At 55.4% G+C, this 15,334-nt stretch carries 18 protein-coding genes; 10 read left to right on the top strand and 8 right to left on the bottom strand.

The window, feature by feature from the left end; genetic code table 11:
• Positions 1-124: 124 nt before the first annotated feature.
• Positions 125-910, bottom strand: a complete 786-nt coding sequence (locus IAE50_RS02095; RefSeq protein ID WP_200579444.1) for a helix-turn-helix transcriptional regulator — start codon at positions 908-910, stop codon at positions 125-127.
• A gap of 99 nt (positions 911-1,009) precedes the next feature.
• Here IAE50_RS02095 and IAE50_RS02090 point away from each other — a divergent pair, with 99 nt between their 5' ends.
• Positions 1,010-2,194, top strand: a complete 1,185-nt coding sequence (locus IAE50_RS02090) for a CynX/NimT family MFS transporter (RefSeq protein WP_200579443.1) — start codon at positions 1,010-1,012, stop codon at positions 2,192-2,194.
• A gap of 208 nt (positions 2,195-2,402) precedes the next feature.
• On the opposite strand, the gene IAE50_RS02085 is transcribed toward IAE50_RS02090, so the two are convergent.
• Positions 2,403-3,110 (bottom strand): CTP synthase, encoded by a 708-nt coding sequence (locus IAE50_RS02085; RefSeq protein ID WP_200579442.1) that lies wholly within the window; start codon positions 3,108-3,110, stop codon positions 2,403-2,405.
• A gap of 120 nt (positions 3,111-3,230) precedes the next feature.
• On the opposite strand from IAE50_RS02085, the gene IAE50_RS02080 reads away from it, so the two are divergent.
• On the top strand, positions 3,231-3,578 hold the full coding sequence (locus IAE50_RS02080; protein ID WP_200579441.1) for a DUF488 domain-containing protein: 348 nt from the start codon (positions 3,231-3,233) through the stop codon (positions 3,576-3,578).
• Here IAE50_RS02080 and IAE50_RS02075 read toward each other — a convergent pair.
• Positions 3,575-3,880, bottom strand: a complete 306-nt coding sequence (locus tag IAE50_RS02075) for a hypothetical protein (protein ID WP_200579440.1) — start codon at positions 3,878-3,880, stop codon at positions 3,575-3,577. The two genes, IAE50_RS02080 and IAE50_RS02075, sit on opposite strands and share 4 nt — an antisense overlap.
• A gap of 78 nt (positions 3,881-3,958) precedes the next feature.
• Positions 3,959-4,204: a DUF333 domain-containing protein gene (locus IAE50_RS02070; RefSeq protein WP_054802910.1), complete on the bottom strand. Its 246-nt coding sequence runs from the start codon at positions 4,202-4,204 to the stop codon at positions 3,959-3,961.
• 302 nt (positions 4,205-4,506) lie between these two features.
• Between IAE50_RS02070 and IAE50_RS02065 the strand changes: the two genes are divergently transcribed.
• The 7 genes from IAE50_RS02065 to IAE50_RS02035 all read left to right on the top strand — a co-directional run bounded on the left by IAE50_RS02065 (position 4,507) and on the right by IAE50_RS02035 (position 11,543).
• Complete coding sequence (locus IAE50_RS02065) at positions 4,507-5,535, top strand: sensor domain-containing diguanylate cyclase (protein ID WP_200579439.1); 1,029 nt, start codon at positions 4,507-4,509, stop codon at positions 5,533-5,535.
• A gap of 98 nt (positions 5,536-5,633) precedes the next feature.
• Positions 5,634-5,711 (top strand): protein YoaJ, encoded by a 78-nt coding sequence (yoaJ, locus tag IAE50_RS26690; protein WP_071789586.1) that lies wholly within the window; start codon positions 5,634-5,636, stop codon positions 5,709-5,711.
• A gap of 96 nt (positions 5,712-5,807) precedes the next feature.
• Entirely contained in the window at positions 5,808-7,631 is a 1,824-nt protein-coding gene (locus tag IAE50_RS02055; protein ID WP_200579438.1) for a sensor domain-containing phosphodiesterase, read from the top strand.
• Between the two features lie 199 nt (positions 7,632-7,830).
• Positions 7,831-9,414, top strand: coding sequence for a methyl-accepting chemotaxis protein (locus IAE50_RS02050; protein WP_200579437.1), 1,584 nt, complete (start codon positions 7,831-7,833; stop codon positions 9,412-9,414).
• A 358-nt stretch (positions 9,415-9,772) separates the two neighbouring features.
• Entirely contained in the window at positions 9,773-10,012 is a 240-nt protein-coding gene (locus IAE50_RS02045) for a DinI family protein (RefSeq protein ID WP_023481865.1), read from the top strand.
• Positions 10,013-10,194: 182 nt separating this feature from the next.
• The gene (locus tag IAE50_RS02040) at positions 10,195-10,770 is read left to right on the top strand and encodes a YrbL family protein (protein ID WP_200579436.1); all 576 of its coding nucleotides are present in this window, start codon (positions 10,195-10,197) and stop codon (positions 10,768-10,770) included.
• A 128-nt stretch (positions 10,771-10,898) separates the two neighbouring features.
• On the top strand, positions 10,899-11,543 hold the full coding sequence (locus tag IAE50_RS02035; RefSeq protein WP_200579435.1) for a hypothetical protein: 645 nt from the start codon (positions 10,899-10,901) through the stop codon (positions 11,541-11,543).
• On the opposite strand, the gene IAE50_RS02030 is transcribed toward IAE50_RS02035, so the two are convergent.
• Positions 11,520-12,728, bottom strand: coding sequence for an MFS transporter (locus IAE50_RS02030; protein ID WP_200579434.1), 1,209 nt, complete (start codon positions 12,726-12,728; stop codon positions 11,520-11,522). The two genes, IAE50_RS02035 and IAE50_RS02030, sit on opposite strands and share 24 nt — an antisense overlap.
• A 115-nt stretch (positions 12,729-12,843) precedes the next feature.
• A complete protein-coding gene (locus tag IAE50_RS02025) occupies positions 12,844-13,377 on the bottom strand; it encodes a hypothetical protein (RefSeq protein WP_200579433.1) in 534 nt (177 codons plus the stop codon).
• Positions 13,378-13,687: 310 nt separating this feature from the next.
• Here IAE50_RS02025 and yjbE point away from each other — a divergent pair, with 310 nt between their 5' ends.
• On the top strand, positions 13,688-13,954 hold the full coding sequence (gene yjbE, locus IAE50_RS02020) for an exopolysaccharide production protein YjbE (protein WP_225975733.1): 267 nt from the start codon (positions 13,688-13,690) through the stop codon (positions 13,952-13,954).
• A gap of 128 nt (positions 13,955-14,082) precedes the next feature.
• Here yjbE and IAE50_RS02015 read toward each other — a convergent pair whose 3' ends face one another.
• Both IAE50_RS02015 and IAE50_RS02010 read right to left on the bottom strand, forming a co-directional pair.
• Complete coding sequence (locus IAE50_RS02015; RefSeq protein ID WP_200579432.1) at positions 14,083-14,748, bottom strand: hypothetical protein; 666 nt, start codon at positions 14,746-14,748, stop codon at positions 14,083-14,085.
• Positions 14,749-14,791: 43 nt separating this feature from the next.
• Positions 14,792-15,247 (bottom strand): GNAT family N-acetyltransferase, encoded by a 456-nt coding sequence (locus tag IAE50_RS02010; protein ID WP_200579431.1) that lies wholly within the window; start codon positions 15,245-15,247, stop codon positions 14,792-14,794.
• Positions 15,248-15,334: the final 87 nt, after the last annotated feature.

Here is a 15,334-nt window from a genome sequence, read left to right as displayed (position 1 = left end):
TGCATTGAATATCTGAAAAAGTTATTAAAAACAGTTTCGCGATATTAATGACTTATCCTTTTGTTTCGGGCGCTATAAACGATTTAATTCCACACAACATAAGTGGACTTGGCAGGAAAAAATATTACTGCTCGCCAAGCGTTGCCAGATAGCGCCCCGGCGTCTGCCCTAACCCCTTTTTAAACATGGTGATAAACGCCGTGGTTGAGTCATACCCCAGCGTCTGGGCGATATGCTGCACGCTATGCCCCTCAATCAACAGACGCAGGGCGAGGATCAGCTGCAACTGGTGCCGCCAGCGGCGAAAACTCAGCCCTGTCTCTTTCACCACCAGGCGAGCAAGGTTGCGCTCACTCATGGCGAAACGCTGCGCCCATTGCGCCAGCGTCTGCCGCTCCGCCGGGGCCTGCTCCATCGTCTCGACCATCTGACGGATCTTGTGGTGAATGGAGACGGGAAGCTGGAGCTGCATTTGCGGCTGATGGGGTAACTCATCAAACAGCACCTGGATCAGGCGCTGGGTCTGCGGCTCACGCCGTGCAGCGGTTGAACGGGCAGCAAGTTGCAGGATCAGCTCGCGCACCAGCGGCGAGATTTTGAGGGTGCAGCAGTGCTCCGGCATTACCACCGCCCAGCTTTCAATAAACAGAAAGCAGAGCTGCGCATTGGCGGTGGCGTGATTGCTGTGCGGCACAAAACCCGGAAGCCACATGGCGTGGTGCGGCGGCACCATCCAGCGGGCATTCTCCACTTCACAGGTGATCGCCCCTTTTAAGGCGAGGATCAACTGCCCTTTGCGGTGATGATGCGCGGGAATGCGCTGCTCGTGCGCCGCCATACGGATGTGAAAGGCGACGGCGGCTTCCTGCTGGCTGTCGGGATCGAAGCCCGCTAAGGCTAAGTCGTGCATAAAGTTGTCCGAATTTAGCGATAAAGTGTCATTTTAGCTTGATTCAAACAGCGGTGAAAAACGCTATCGTAGTGTCCTCTGTTTATTAATGAGAACACCATGACCACTCCCTCTTTAAACGGCAAACAGCGTGTGCTGCTGATTATTGGCATTCTGATGATTGCCACCACGCTGCGCGTCACCTTCACCGGCGCCGCACCGCTGCTGGATGCCATTCGCGCCGACTATGGCTTAACCACCGCGCAAACCGGTATGCTCACCACGCTGCCGCTACTGGCCTTCGCGCTGATTTCGCCGCTGGCGGCGGGCGTGGCGCGCCGGATTGGTATGGAGCGCAGCCTGTTTGCCGCGCTGCTGCTGATCTGCGCTGGCATCGCCCTGCGCTCGCTGCCCTCTTCTCTTCTGCTGTTTATCGGTACGGCGGTGATTGGCTGCGGCATTGCGCTTGGCAATGTGCTGCTGCCCGGCATGCTGAAGCGGGATTTTTCGCAGCATGTCGCCAAACTGACCGGGGCTTATTCCCTCACCATGGGCGCGGCGGCAGCGCTCGGATCCGCGGCAATGGTGCCGATTGCGCAGAGCGGCGCGGGCTGGCACGGCGCGTTATTGACGCTAATGATCTTCCCGCTGCTGGCGCTGCTGCTCTGGCTGCCGCGGCTGCGCCACGGCGCACCTGCTGAGCTCAGTGCCAGCGGAGCACTTCACAGCCGCGGTATATGGCGCTCGGCGCTGGCCTGGCAGGTGACGCTCTACCTCGGGATCAACTCGCTGATTTACTACATTGTGATCGGCTGGCTGCCGTCGATTCTGATAAGCCAGGGCTTTAGCGAGACGCAGGCTGGCTCGCTGCACGGTGTGCTGCAACTGGCTACGGCCGCGCCCGGTTTACTGGTGCCGCTGGTGCTGCACCGCCTGCGGGATCAGCGCGCTATCGCGGCGCTGGTCGCACTGCTGTGTGCTGCGGGCGCGCTGGGGCTATGGCTGCAACCGGAGCACGCGGCGATCTGGACGGTGGTGTACGGATTTGGCTCCGGGGCGACGATGATCCTCGGCCTCACCTTTATTGGCCTGCGGGCAAGCTCGGCGCATCAGGCCGCCGCGCTGTCGGGAATGGCGCAGTCGGTTGGTTATCTGCTCGCCGCCTGCGGGCCGCCGCTGATGGGGAAAGTGCATGACGCCAGCGGCGACTGGCATCTGCCGCTGATCGCCTGTGCGCTCTTGTCGGTAGTGATGGCGCTGTGCGGCGCGTTTGCCGGACGGGACCGGGAGATTGTTTCCGGGTAGAGGATGGATGGTGGGTAAAAGCGGGATTGCGGGTAAATGCCGGATGGCGGCTTACGCCTTATCCGGCCTACAGAAGCGGTACCGGGTCGGAGGGTGGCACCGATGCTCTGCCGGATGGCGGCTGGCGCCTTATCCGGCCTACAAAAGCGGTACCGGGGTGTTGTAGGCCGGATAAGCGTTTACGCGCCATCCGGCACAATCCACGGGCTTATTCGCCTGCGGCGCGGAGCATTGCATGCACCAGCGGCACCGGGCGACCTTCCAGCGCGCCGCGCTCGTGCTGGAACAGCGTGGCGACAAAGAACGGATGGGTGATCAACTCTACCGCTCGCACCTCACCCTCTTCATCCCAGCCGGTCACCCGCAGATCGCCGCGCTCCAGCTCGCTGGCAAACTCCGGGGAGACGCCAAAGCTACAGCGGTAGGCTTCATCAATCTCGTTGCGCCCATAGGCACGGGCAATCAGCGTGTTGGGTCTTAACTCAATGGCAGCGGTTTGATCCATCAGCGCACAGGTCAACGGCGTAATCACCATCTGCCCTGCGGTTTCGGTTTCAGCATGGGCGGCATCCTCCCAGCCCAGCACATTGCGGGCGTACTCGATCACCGCATGCTGGAAACCGCCGCAGGTGCCGAGAAACGGAATGGCATTTTCACGCGCATATTTGATGGCGATAAATGCCCCTGCTGCATTCTCATACGGGCTGCCCGGCACGACCCAGATGGCGTCATAACCGACCAGATCTTCAGGATTGTCGATCTCGCGGGTCGCCAGCCAGTCATAGTCAGCGGTGATCTCAAGCACAGCCGCGGCATCATCAATGGCAAGCGGAATCGCCTGATGCGCAACAGTGTCGTGGTTATAGTCGCCGATTAGCGCAATACGCAGTGTCTTTTTAGGCGGAATGTGGTTCATGGAGAAGTGCCCCTATGCCGTGGTAGATAATGGCTAACATAAGGCGCATCACACTAGACGTCTTTAACATTAATCACAACACTTTAAAATCAATGACCAGACGAAAAGGGAGAGAACGCGATGATCCAGTGTAAACGTGTTTACGCCGCCGCCAGTAAAGAGGATGGCTACCGGGTGCTGGTCGACAGGCTCTGGCCGCGCGGCATAAAGAAAGCCGATCTGGCTTATGACGAATGGTGCAAAACGCTGGCTCCGTCAACGGAGCTGCGTAAAGCGTTTCACGGAGAGGCGATCGATTTTGCCGCCTTTAAGAGAAGCTACTGTGAAGAGCTGAAGGCACAGAAAGAGGCAGGAGAACAGCTGGCGGCGCGGGGGGGAAACGGCACCGTCACGCTGTTATATGCGGCAAAAGAGAGGGATCAGAACCACGCCGTCGTGCTGGCGGAGTGGCTGCGCGCGCTGCGTTAGCTCATCACCTGCGTACGCTCGCCCTGCGGCGCGCTGTCCGGCTGCAGGGGCATCAGGTGCTCGGCGCGCACAAAGGCAAAACCGTGCTGACCATCAAACGCGGTCACATCGCCCGTCACCAGCCAGAGCGCGCGCGCTGCGGTGCGCGGCATTTCGGTGACCACGCCATTCACCGGGTTAAGAAAGCGCTCACCCGGCTGGCAGAGACCAAATAACTCAACGGATTTACCGATATTGCTCCGCCCGCTGGCGGTCTGGGCGCCGATGACTAATGCCTGGCTGCCCGGTCGTAACTGAAACATGCTTCTCTCGCGTGATCTCGTTAAAGCTGAATATGAGATAATTCTGAAAGAGAAGTTTACCGGGCTTTTCTGCCGCTGTCACGATCCCGGTGTCGGATGATCGCGACGCCACAGCGCCCACTCGTCGATCACTTCGCCGCCTGGCAGTTTGCACTCGGTGCGCACACCCTGCGGGCTCTGCACCGGCACGCGCTCGCCGCCGCGCTGCTGGCAGTAGACTGCCGCCGGGTTAGCCATGCCAACCTGCGGATGATCCGGTTTTTGAGCAGGTGATGAGGTGCAGGCAGAGACCAGCAGCGGTAAAACGAGTAACCCATAACGCATCTTCTTTTCCTTACAGTGACCAACAACGCTCTTCAGAATAGCCGTGCAAGCAGCATATCTCCATGATTTCTCCATCCTTAATGCACTTTTCGCCGTTATAGTCTGCCTTGTTCTCACCCATGACCAGAGAACATCATTCCGTAATCAATGAGTTTTTGCCCCGCTTCATCAGCGGGGCTTTTTTTTGTCCGTTACACGATATATCAAATCTTCTAGGTTCATGTTTTAATGGCGCGCCGTCGAAATAGTCAGCAATAACGTGCCGGGTTAACGAGGTACCCACGCACCGGAGCCCAATATTCATGTCCGATTTCATTCTCGCCCGGGTATCGGAAACCCTGTCGAAAGAGCACTCGCTGGAAAGCTTAGTCCGCCAGTTTCTGGAAATGCTGGAGATGGTGACCGATATGGAATCGACCTATCTGACCAAAATCAGCAACGACCCCCGCCAGCAGCATATTGTCTACTCCCGTAACAGCAAGCAGCTTGAGATCCCTGAAGGCTTCTCCCTCCCCTTTGGCGACAGCCTGTGCAAACGCGCGTTGGATGATAACTGCCTGTTTGCCAATGATGTGGCAACCCGCTGGCGCGATTGCGAAGCCGCCCAGGCCCTGGGGATCACTACCTATCTCAGCCAGCCGGTGCAGCTGGCGGACGGTTCGCTCTATGGCACGCTGTGTGCGGCCAGTAATCAGAAAAAGATGCTCAGCGCGCGCGGCGAGCAGGTGCTGCGCCTGTTTGCCAGCCTGATCGCGCAATATATCGAAAAAGAGCATCTGGTTGACCAGCTGCGCGAAGCCAACGCCGCGCTGATCGCCCACTCCTATACCGATGTATTAACCGGCCTGCCGAATCGCCGCGCGCTATTTGAGTCGCTGCAGACGCTCTTCTCCCTCGCCCGTCATCTCCACATTCACGTCATTATCGCCTTTATCGATCTCGATAATTTCAAAGGAATTAACGACCAGTTTGGCCATGAGGCCGGCGATCGCTTCCTGATTGAGGTAGGTAAGCGGCTGACGCAGGATCGCGGTAACGATGACATCATTGGGCGTCTTGGCGGCGATGAGTTTTTACTCGCCTGCCCCGGCGGCCCGCTCCACCAGCCGCAGGGCGTGCTGCTCAGCGCGCTAAAAACGCGCCTTGATAAGCAGATTGCCGGTGAGTATCAACTCGGTGATATCCATCTTTATTACCCCGGTGCCAGCGTCGGCGTGATTGAAATTAACCCTGAGCAGTACGATGCGGACAGCGCCCTGCGCGCGGCCGATGAAGTGATGTATCGGGTGAAGAAGAGTAAAAGCAAAAAAGCGTTCCAGCAGCTCAATTAATGGCGTTTTCTCGGTTGCTGACATGAGGCAAATCTTAATGGCCTCGCTTTCATATACACTTAACAGGGTCGGCGCATGCCGCTGACCGAGGAGCCCCTATGAAAAAGACCACCATCATTATGTTGATCGTTGCAATTATCGCCGTGGTCGGCACCCAGCTTGGCTGGTGGAAATAGTGATACGCGGCTGCATCGGATAACCCGGGGCCTGTCACGCTGATGGCGTTCTCAGAGTAAGACACCCTGTTTTAACTTGTTGGCCAGGAGCGCACCATGTTTACGGGTCTTAAAAAAAATGAAAGCAGACAGCTGGCCGCGCTCGAATTATTGAGTAAGGCAGATACGGCCCGCGATGCGGCGCTGGCAGAATTTGCGCGTCTGGCAAGCGAAGTGATGGGCGTAGCAGGCTGCTTTATTACTACCTTTGATGATAAGTTTCAGTACATCAAGTTCGTCGAAAACGTGCCGATTGAGCATGATAAAATCGCCATCGATCGCACCATGTGCCAGTATTCGCTGGCCGATCGCCAGACGATTGTTTGTATCGATACCCGCCTCGACGCACGCTTTTCCCATCAGCCGCTGGTCAAAGGTGGCGATATCCTCTTTTATGCCTCGGCGCCGCTGATCGCCAAAGAGGGCACGGTGCTCGGCACGCTGTGCGTCACCCATCCGGATATTCACCAACCCACTGCCCGGCAGCTCGCCAGTTTTGAGCGCATCGCGGCGCTCGCCACGCTCTACCTTGAATCCTGCTACAACATCGGCCTCGTCGATGCGCTGACCGGCCTGCCGAATCGCCCCTGCTTAATCAAAGAGATGACGCGCCTGAAGCAAAGTGCGACCGGTGACTATGCGCTGATCATTTTTGACTGTATTGATATTCCCCGTGCCTATGAATTGACCCGCTATCTCGGCGTTGAGGCGCTGGAGACGCTGCTGCGCAGCTTTGGCCCGCTTTTACAGATGCGCCTGCGGCTTAACAAAGCAACAACCCTTTACGCCTTCGCCACCGGGCGCTTTGCGGTGCTGACCGAGCGTAACGCGGCGCTCAGGCTGGCTAAGCGGGTTCAGAGCATGCACGGTTTTCAGGCGACCATTGGTGCCGATATCAATATTAATCTCTCTATTCACGCGGGTTATGTCCCCTTTACGCCGCAGACGGACAGCGTGCAGGAGGTGGTGCGCCAGGCAATCAGCGCCCTGCATGAGGCGATCCGCGAGAACATTCCGGTGCTGCACTTCAACCAGGTTCTTGATGAGCAGCGTAATACCGATTTCCGCCTGCTGTATGATCTGAGTGAAGCGATCAAATCAGGCGATCAGCTCCATATGGCCTATCAACCTAAAGTCTCACTGCGTACAGGAAAGACCGAGGGCGTGGAGGCGCTGCTGCGCTGGACCCACCCCGAGCTTGGGCCAATTTCGCCGGCGGTGATCGTCACGCTGGCGGAAAAAACCACCCTGATGGCCGATATCACCCGCTGGGTAATCAAAATGGTGATTGCCCAGGTCAAAGCATGGAAGGCGATCGGCATCGTTCTTCCTGTCTCCATTAACGTCACGGTGAGTGACTTTTCGCGCAGCGGTTTCGCCGATGAACTGGCGCAGCACATTATCGATGCCGGGCTTACACCTGCCGATATTCATATTGAGTGTCTGGAAACAGAGAAAGTGCTGGAGAGCGATGCCGCGCTGCGCGAGCTTAACCGCCTCGATGCGCTCGGTTTTACCATCCTGCTTGATGATTTTGGCGCAGGTTACAGCAACATCAGCTACCTGCGGCGCATCCCGATTGACATGATCAAGCTCGACCGCTCGCTGGTCAGCCAGATCGCCACCGATAACGACAGCCGCATCATCGCGCGCAATGTGATCATGATGCTTAAAGAGTTGAACTACGAGGTGCTGGCGGAAGGGGTGGAAGATCTGGAAACCGCGCGCATGCTCGAAGAGTATGGCTGCGATGAAGCGCAAGGTTATCTTTTTGCCCGCCCGTTACCGGCGGCGGATATTCCCGGCTGGCTGCTGGATAGCAAACCCTGGCGCCTGCTGGCAAAGATCCATGCCGATCCCAGGCATCATTTGAAGGGTTAACCCCTCTGCGCACACGGTAAGTTGAGCAGTAGCACAGCGTCACGAAAATGTCATAAAAATGCCATCTGTATATATATCAAAATATTAAGCTAAAAATGCTCTATTTCTGTTCAGATCGACATTAAAGCCCTGCTTAAGTAGGTCGATAGTGCTGGCGTGTGCGCCATTTGCGCCTCATCACCAGGGGAAGTGACACAGCATGAAAATTAACCATCTTACTATCGGGCAGCGTCTGGGTTTGCTGGCGACGTTATTGTTATTGGCAACGCTGTTTATGGGGATACGCGGTCTCGCCATTAACGCCGGCGCACTCGCGCAAAACAAACAGATCATGACAACCGAAGGCGAAGTTGCGCAGAGCATCGACACCGCGCGTAATGCGCAAGTGCAGTTCAAAATTCAGGTGCAGGAGTGGAAAAACACGCTGCTGCGCGGGACGCAAAATCAGGAAACCTTCGTTAAATATAAAAACGCCTTTGTTGAACAGAGCCAGAAAACGCAGGCGCTGTTAAAAACCCTGAGCGTGCTGCTTCCAAAGATTGGTGTCGCGAACAATGAGGTTGTCAAAACCATCGACTTGCATGCAAAGCTGGAAAGAGAGTATCTGGATGCCTTGCAGCACTACGATATTACTGATGCCAGCAGCGCACAGCGGGTCGACCATATGGTGACCGGTATCGATCGGGAACCGACTAAAATGATCGATACGGTGGTGGCGAGCACGCTGCAACATGCGGCGCATATCCGCCAGCAGACCGAGGCGCACAATAACACCCTGTTTGAAGAGACGCGTCTGATGCTGACGCTGGTGATGGCCTTTACGCTGATTGTCGGCATGCTGATCACCTGGTGGTTAATTCGCAGTATTACGCGTCCGCTGGCACAGGCCGTCTCCGTTGCCCGCACCGTCGCCGCGGGCGATCTGCAATCCTCCTTCGTCATTTCCGGGCGCGATGAGACCGCCGAACTGATGCGCGCCATGCAGGAGATGAACCGGAACCTGACGCGCGTCGTCTCCGGGGTTCGCTCCGGCACTGAAACGATCGCCGGCGCCTCACAGCAGATTGCCAGCGGCAGCCGAGAACTCTCCGCACGCAATGAAGCGCAGGCCAGCGCGATTGAACAAACCGCCGCCTCGATGGAAGAGCTGACGTCGGTGGTGAAGAATAATGCTGATAATTCACGCATCGCCAGTGATATTACCCGTGAAGCCACGCGGGTAGCTAACCAGGGCGGTGAGGTCGTGGAGCGCGTCGTCACCACCATGAGCGAGATCAATCACCTTTCGACCGAGATCAGCAGCATTATCGGCGTGATCGACAGCATTGCGTTTCAGACCAATATCCTGGCGCTCAATGCGGCGGTAGAAGCGGCACGCGCAGGGACTGAGGGCCGCGGTTTTGCCGTGGTGGCCTCGGAAGTGCGCGCCCTCGCCCAGCGCTCCGCCACGGCGGCGAAAGAGATCAGTGAACTGATCCAGCGTTCGGTGAATCGCATTGATGAAGGCAACAAACTGGTGAGAAACGCTGGCAGCGCGATGACCGAAATCATGCAGAGCGTTGAGCGCGTAAGCCAACTTGTCGATACCATTTCGCTGGCCAGCAACGAGCAGAGTGTGGGCATCGATCAGGTACATGTCGCCATCACGCACATGGATGCCGCAACGCAGCAGAACGCCACGCTCTCACAAGAGTCCTCCGCCGCCGCGCAGGCGATGCAGCAGCAGGCGGAACAGCTGGTAGAGATGGTTCGCATCTTCAAACTTCAGCGCGACCCGGTATAAGCACATTTTCGCCAGGGGAATTACAAAGGCTGATGATTAATACACTGATCATCAATTTTATGAATCCCTCCAGCGAAAAATTTGCGTTTGTGCACTTTTGGCCGACAGGTTATAAAGTGCGCAAGTGACGGATATACGCTTAAACAATTTGTACTCTCTTCGCTGGCAGTTTTGATGTCGAAACTGCCATCCTTTATTTCTTCCCCCTGCTAAAAAAACACCCCCTGCTCTGCCCAATATGCCCGGTTTACGCGCTTGTACGCAGAATGCGCCTCTCTTACACGCTTTAATCTTGAATACTGATTTTTTATCCAGTATAAATGCTGCACGAAAAATTCAGACTGAATAGGACGACCCTGTGTTTGTTGAACTGGTTTACGACAAGCGTAATGTTGAAGGTTTACCTGGCGCGCGCGAGATTATCCTCACTGAACTGACAAAGCGCGTACACCGCATTTTCCCGGACGCCGATGTGCGGGTAAAACCGATGCAGGCTAACGGCCTGAACAGCGATGCCAGCAAAAGCGATCGCGAAAAGCTCAACCGCATGCTGGAAGAGATGTTTGAAGAGGCAGATATGTGGATGGTTCAGGAGTAAACGTCAGTGACGTGATACGCGCCGTGCATTATTTCAGGGTCGCTCTTTCCCCCCGCCGGGCGACCAAATTTAACACGTGGTGCGCTTATTCCCTGCCTTCCGGGCAAATGTATCAAAGCATTTCCCTCGTTTAGGAAATATTTAACCGCGCAATCTCATAGTACCCGGCAAGGAGAGTAACCATGCTGATACTAAAAGAGAATATAGGTAGCGGTCGCCACCGCCGGTGTTACCAGCACCCGTTTGATAGTCAAAAATGTGTCAAAACCCTCTATAACCCCGACGACGGTGGGTTAAAAGAGGTGAAGCGCGAAATGCGCTACTACCGCAAAAAATCAGGCTCTATTCAGGCATGCCAGGCCATTCCCAACTACTACGGTAAAATCCAGACCAATTTTGGCACCGGCCATGTTTTCGATCTGGTCACCGATTACGATGGGAAAATTTCTAAAAGCCTGGAGTTCTACCTGAAAAATAAGCGTCTTTCTCTGCCGCTGCTGGAGGAGAAACTCGCCGAGCTGCGCACGCATCTCGTTGAGTACGGCATCTCGACCATGACGCTGAAAGAGTACAATGTGCTGGTGCGTAAAACCGCGCCGCAAGAGTATGAATTGGTCGTTATCGATAATATTGGCGAAGCTGAGTTTGTTCCGCTCTCATCTTATTTCCGCTTTCTTCATCGCCGGAAAATAGACAGGTCAATTAAGCGCTTTAAACAACGCATCCATAAGATTATCAATACCGTTCAGGCCGCCTGAAAATAACGCACCGGCTATTTTGCCGGTGCGTTTCCCACCCTGGTAAGTCAATACGCCACTAATCGCAAAGCAGCACAACCCCTCATCCGCTATGTTAGCCCGCTAATTATTATCAATGTGGCAATATTATGAAATTCGATAAACGCCTGACGCCCACTACCGTGATGCTGGCGGTTTTCTCCTGCATCATTCCTTTTTTCGCCGACTTTTCTCTGCCCCTTTATCACGGGCTCTCAGTATCAGTGATAGAAAATGTCCAGGCACTGTGGCTGCTGTTTGCTTTTGTTTTTACCTTGCGCTTCGCGCTCACTACTCCGCTGACGCCCGAGCGCAAACGCTTCTGGCTCTGGGCGGCAACGTGGTGGCTGGTATTGCTCGGACGCAGCATCAGCTGGGGCCGCGACTATTTTCCCCACGAGCCGCGCCTGCTCTTTCGCGCCATTTCGGTGTTACTGATTGGCACTCTGGTGCTGTTTCCCCTCTTTTCCCATGCGCTACGCCAGCAGATTAGTGACCGACTGCGCCATCAAACTCTGCTTATCTGGAGTTTCGCGCTGGTGGTCGTCACCTTCCTGATCTCCGACAGCGTGGAGCACCATCGCGCAATTGCCCACTTCTTCCTGCACAAGCGCGACTATCAGGATTTGATAGAAGAGCTGTATGAGTTCCCCTTTATGATTGGGCTCTTTTATGTCTGCCGCGATCTGATGCGCCGGGAACCGTTAACAGCGCATCAGCCGCAGGAGATGTCACTCGCGAAGGGGTTGCGTTGACCCTTTTTTGGCGAAGCCGAGCCAGATCAGCAGCGCCGCCAGGGCAATGCTCGCCAGCGTGATAAACGCCGTGCGCCATGAATAGTGCGTTGCCACGGTTCCCGCAAGCGAGGGGCTGATGGCGGCACCAAAGCCCTGCATCAGCATCACCAGCGCCTGCCCGGCATTGACGTGCCCCGTGCCGTTTAATAGCGAAGCAATAAAGCCTGGCACAGCCACGCCGAGAATACCGGCGCTCATTCCATCGAAAATCTGCACCGGGATCGCCGCCCACGGCGAGGGCCATAGCGCGGCGGTCATTGCGCGAACCGGCAGGATAATCAGCGCGATCAAAATCAGTTTTTCATAGCCATATCGCTGGGCATAACGCGAGACCATCAGCGCTACCGGGATCATTACGCCCTGCGCTATCACCACCGTCATTGCGGCATACGCGCCAGGGTTAAACAGTGTGGCGTTATGGCCTGAAGCCACCTGCATACTCAGCATCGGTAGCTGTGCGGCATTCGACAGATGGAACAGCATCAGGGTCAGCCCGGTAATGGTGAGCGCCGGGATTTTGAGCAGCGTAAAGAGCGAGGGGATCTCGCCGAGGGCCTCTTCAGGATTCAGCCCACGCGCGACGCGGTGATCGATATCTTTTTCACGGATCGCGAGCACCGCCATCAGCGCGCCAAAGGCCATCACCAGCATCAGCAGGAAGACCGCGCCGATGCCCCAGTACCAGCTGGCAACACCAGCCAGCAGCGCCGAGAGCATATTGCCGCCGTGGTTATAAGCCTCATTGCGCCCCAGTTGATGAGCAAAGCGCTTCTGCCCCACCAGGCCGAGCGTCAGACCGGCCATTGCCGGGCCGATAAACGCCGCTGAAATGCCCGTTGCCACCTGGCTTGCGTAAACCATTAACGAGCCGGGGAAGAACCACAGCAGCAGCGTGCCCGCCATAATCAGCAGCGCGGCCACGGCGATAATCGCCCTCTTGCGCGCCGAGGCATCCACCATAATCCCGGAGGGCAGCGTCGCCAGCAGCCCGGCAATGCCGCCTGCGGTCATCGCGTAGCCGATCGCTTCCGCACTCCAGTGATAGTGAATCAGGAAGATCCCCAGAAAGGGGCCAAGACCATCCCGCACATCCGCCATAAAAAAGCTGAGCAAACACAACGCCTGAATCGAACGTAATGGCATCTTAAAGTTCTCTTTTTTCCATATTCAATGAGCAGGCAGAGTCTACCCTGGCGAAGCGCTACCAGGATGCGATGAAAGTGTTACAAAAATGTGATTAGTTGCGCGACGGTCGGAATCAGCAGGGCCAGTCGAGCTGCTCGCGAATCGCTCTGCGATAGGGCGTATCGAACACGGCGGGAACCCGGCAGAGATAGTCCTGCGCGTGGCTGAGGGTGTCGCCCGTTAGCGAGCGCAGGTAAGCGAGCGCATCATCGACACAGGGGATCCGCCCTTCAATGCCATTGAAACGCGGTGGCAATGCGGTCCAGATCACCGCATCAAGCTGTTTCGCCGCCGCCCATGTGGCGAGCGCACCGTCCATATTACCCGCCAGCACCAGCGAGCCGACGCCATCTTCCCGTGAATCCGGGATCTGCTCGCGCTTGCGCAGAGCCGCAGTCGCAAGCTCCAGATCGCCGGTATTGAGAAACGCCCAGTGAACCGGAACAGCCGGCGCGTTGATGCAGAGCGCCGTTGCCAGCTCGCCCCCATCACCGACGCGGGAAAACTCGATCGGTAAACGTGGGCCATCGGCATGCCAGCGGCTGGCCAGTGGTAAACCCTCCGCTTTCCAAATCAGCGATCCCCAACCAAGACAGGCAATGTTCATTCTTGCTCCTTGTTCTTTTTTCCATTCACCACAGCTCTCGCGCAGCCCGGTTACAGGCCGCTGCGTCACACCTTTTAAGCGTAGGCCGCGCCGCTAAAAGCGCCAGCAGCGGCGCGGGCACGGATGCGGATAGTCTGAAAATATCCGCTGAGATTAAAAACGAGGCGTCGGGAAATCAGTCATTTGATAGTCATATCACGTGTGAATAAAACGTATATTTAACATATAGATACAGTTATAAGTTTCACTTAAGTAACAATAAAAATAGTGTATGGGGTGGGTGTCATTGCCCTGATGGAGGAAACGTTAAATGGAGAAGAGAAAGATGAAAATGACAATTGCTGCCCTGGTTCTGATTGCAGCGGCGGGTAACGCTGTTGCCGCGCCGGGCTCCGCCCTGGAACTCACTAGCGGTGAAGCGGCTGGCGCAAACGCCTCTGAATTTGCAGTGGGATCGTCCGCCATTGCAGGGGTGACCATAGCCACAGCCATAACCGGCCTCGCACTGATGGCGGCAGGCGGCAATAACGGTTCGAATACCGGTACCACAACGACGACGACCACCTCGACACAGTAAGTTGCGCTTCGCCTGACGGGTTCAGGTGGCTGTCATTGCACACAAAAACGGGAACCTTCAGGTTCCCGTTATATTTACGCCTTTGTCAGCGTATTACGCGCTGCAATTAACGACCTTAAAGATTTGGTCTATTTCTTCTGTTCTAGCCGTGGAAAGACGCCCAGAGGATAACAGAGCGTTATTAAGGAGAATACGAACGCAGCGATCCCACATCCCCAGCTCACAACGGTACCTAACTGATGAGCACTGCCCCAGGCAATCACGCCCCAATAGAAACAAGCATGCGCAATATAGATCAGATGCAGAACCGGTCTTTTAAAACCGAATAAAAACAGCAGCGCAGAGACAATGTAGACCAGCCCATAGGCAGGAAGCGTTTTCCAGCCTGCCTGGGAGGTTAAAAAGTAACCCGTTACGCCACCTGCAACCAGCCCGTGTAGGATAAGGACCGCATAGATAAACCAGTTGTCGTTTCCACCGCCATAAACCCGGCGCCTGATACTGCTTAACTCTTCCCGGATCTTTACCAGTTCATCTTCTGTACTCATTTTTATACCCTTTCTTAAAAAGCGAACAACGTTCGCGACGGCAAATAAGCCAAAGGTGAACACCCTCACTGTGCTCAGGTATAAGTCTGTTTCCTTGTACATTAATGGAGCCGCTATCCTACATTTTTCGTCATAGCCCTTCAACAACGCGTTAGCATCTTGCCAACATGTCAGTCGAGACATTGATAAAATAAGAGGCCCTAAAGCTAAATTTATTATCGTTTCCTTGCGTGATAATTTAGCCATATAAGAATGACCCTAAGGCATATGAAAGGTGCAAAAAATATCGCTATCTCACCTGCATGCGATATTCAATCATGCCGCTCTTCTTCGCCACCCAATCATATAAACGCTGCCCACGATAATTGGTTTCGTGGGTATGCCAGTAGAGATGGCTGGCGTGACGCTTTCTGCTCTCGCGCTGCACATATTCAATCAGCTGCTTGCCCGCCTGCTGGCCGCGAACCGATTCGCAAACATAGAGATCTTCAAGATAGCAATAATCGCTCTCCGCCCAGGTTGAGCGGTGAAAGAGATAGTGAGCAAACCCCACCACCTTGCCGTTATATTTCGCCACCACGCAAAATACCGGCTCAACCGGGCTGTAAAATCGTTGCCACGTACGTCTGGTCACCGCCTCGGGAATATCTACCTTATAAAACTCCTGATATTTCTCCCACAACGGCAACCAGCCTTCATAATCACTCTCAATGACCGCTTCAATCGTAAAAATAGTATTACTCATAGTAATGACCTCTCTTTTTTATATCTGTTACGTGCCCGGCAGGCGCAAATAAGCTGCACCGGAATAGATCCCGGCGGTAATTTCCCA

Origin of the sequence: Kosakonia sp. S42, assembly GCF_016624785.1 — a bacterium.
Taxonomy (GTDB): domain Bacteria; phylum Pseudomonadota; class Gammaproteobacteria; order Enterobacterales; family Enterobacteriaceae; genus Kosakonia; species Kosakonia cowanii.
This window is presented reverse-complemented; position numbering and strand designations above follow the sequence as displayed.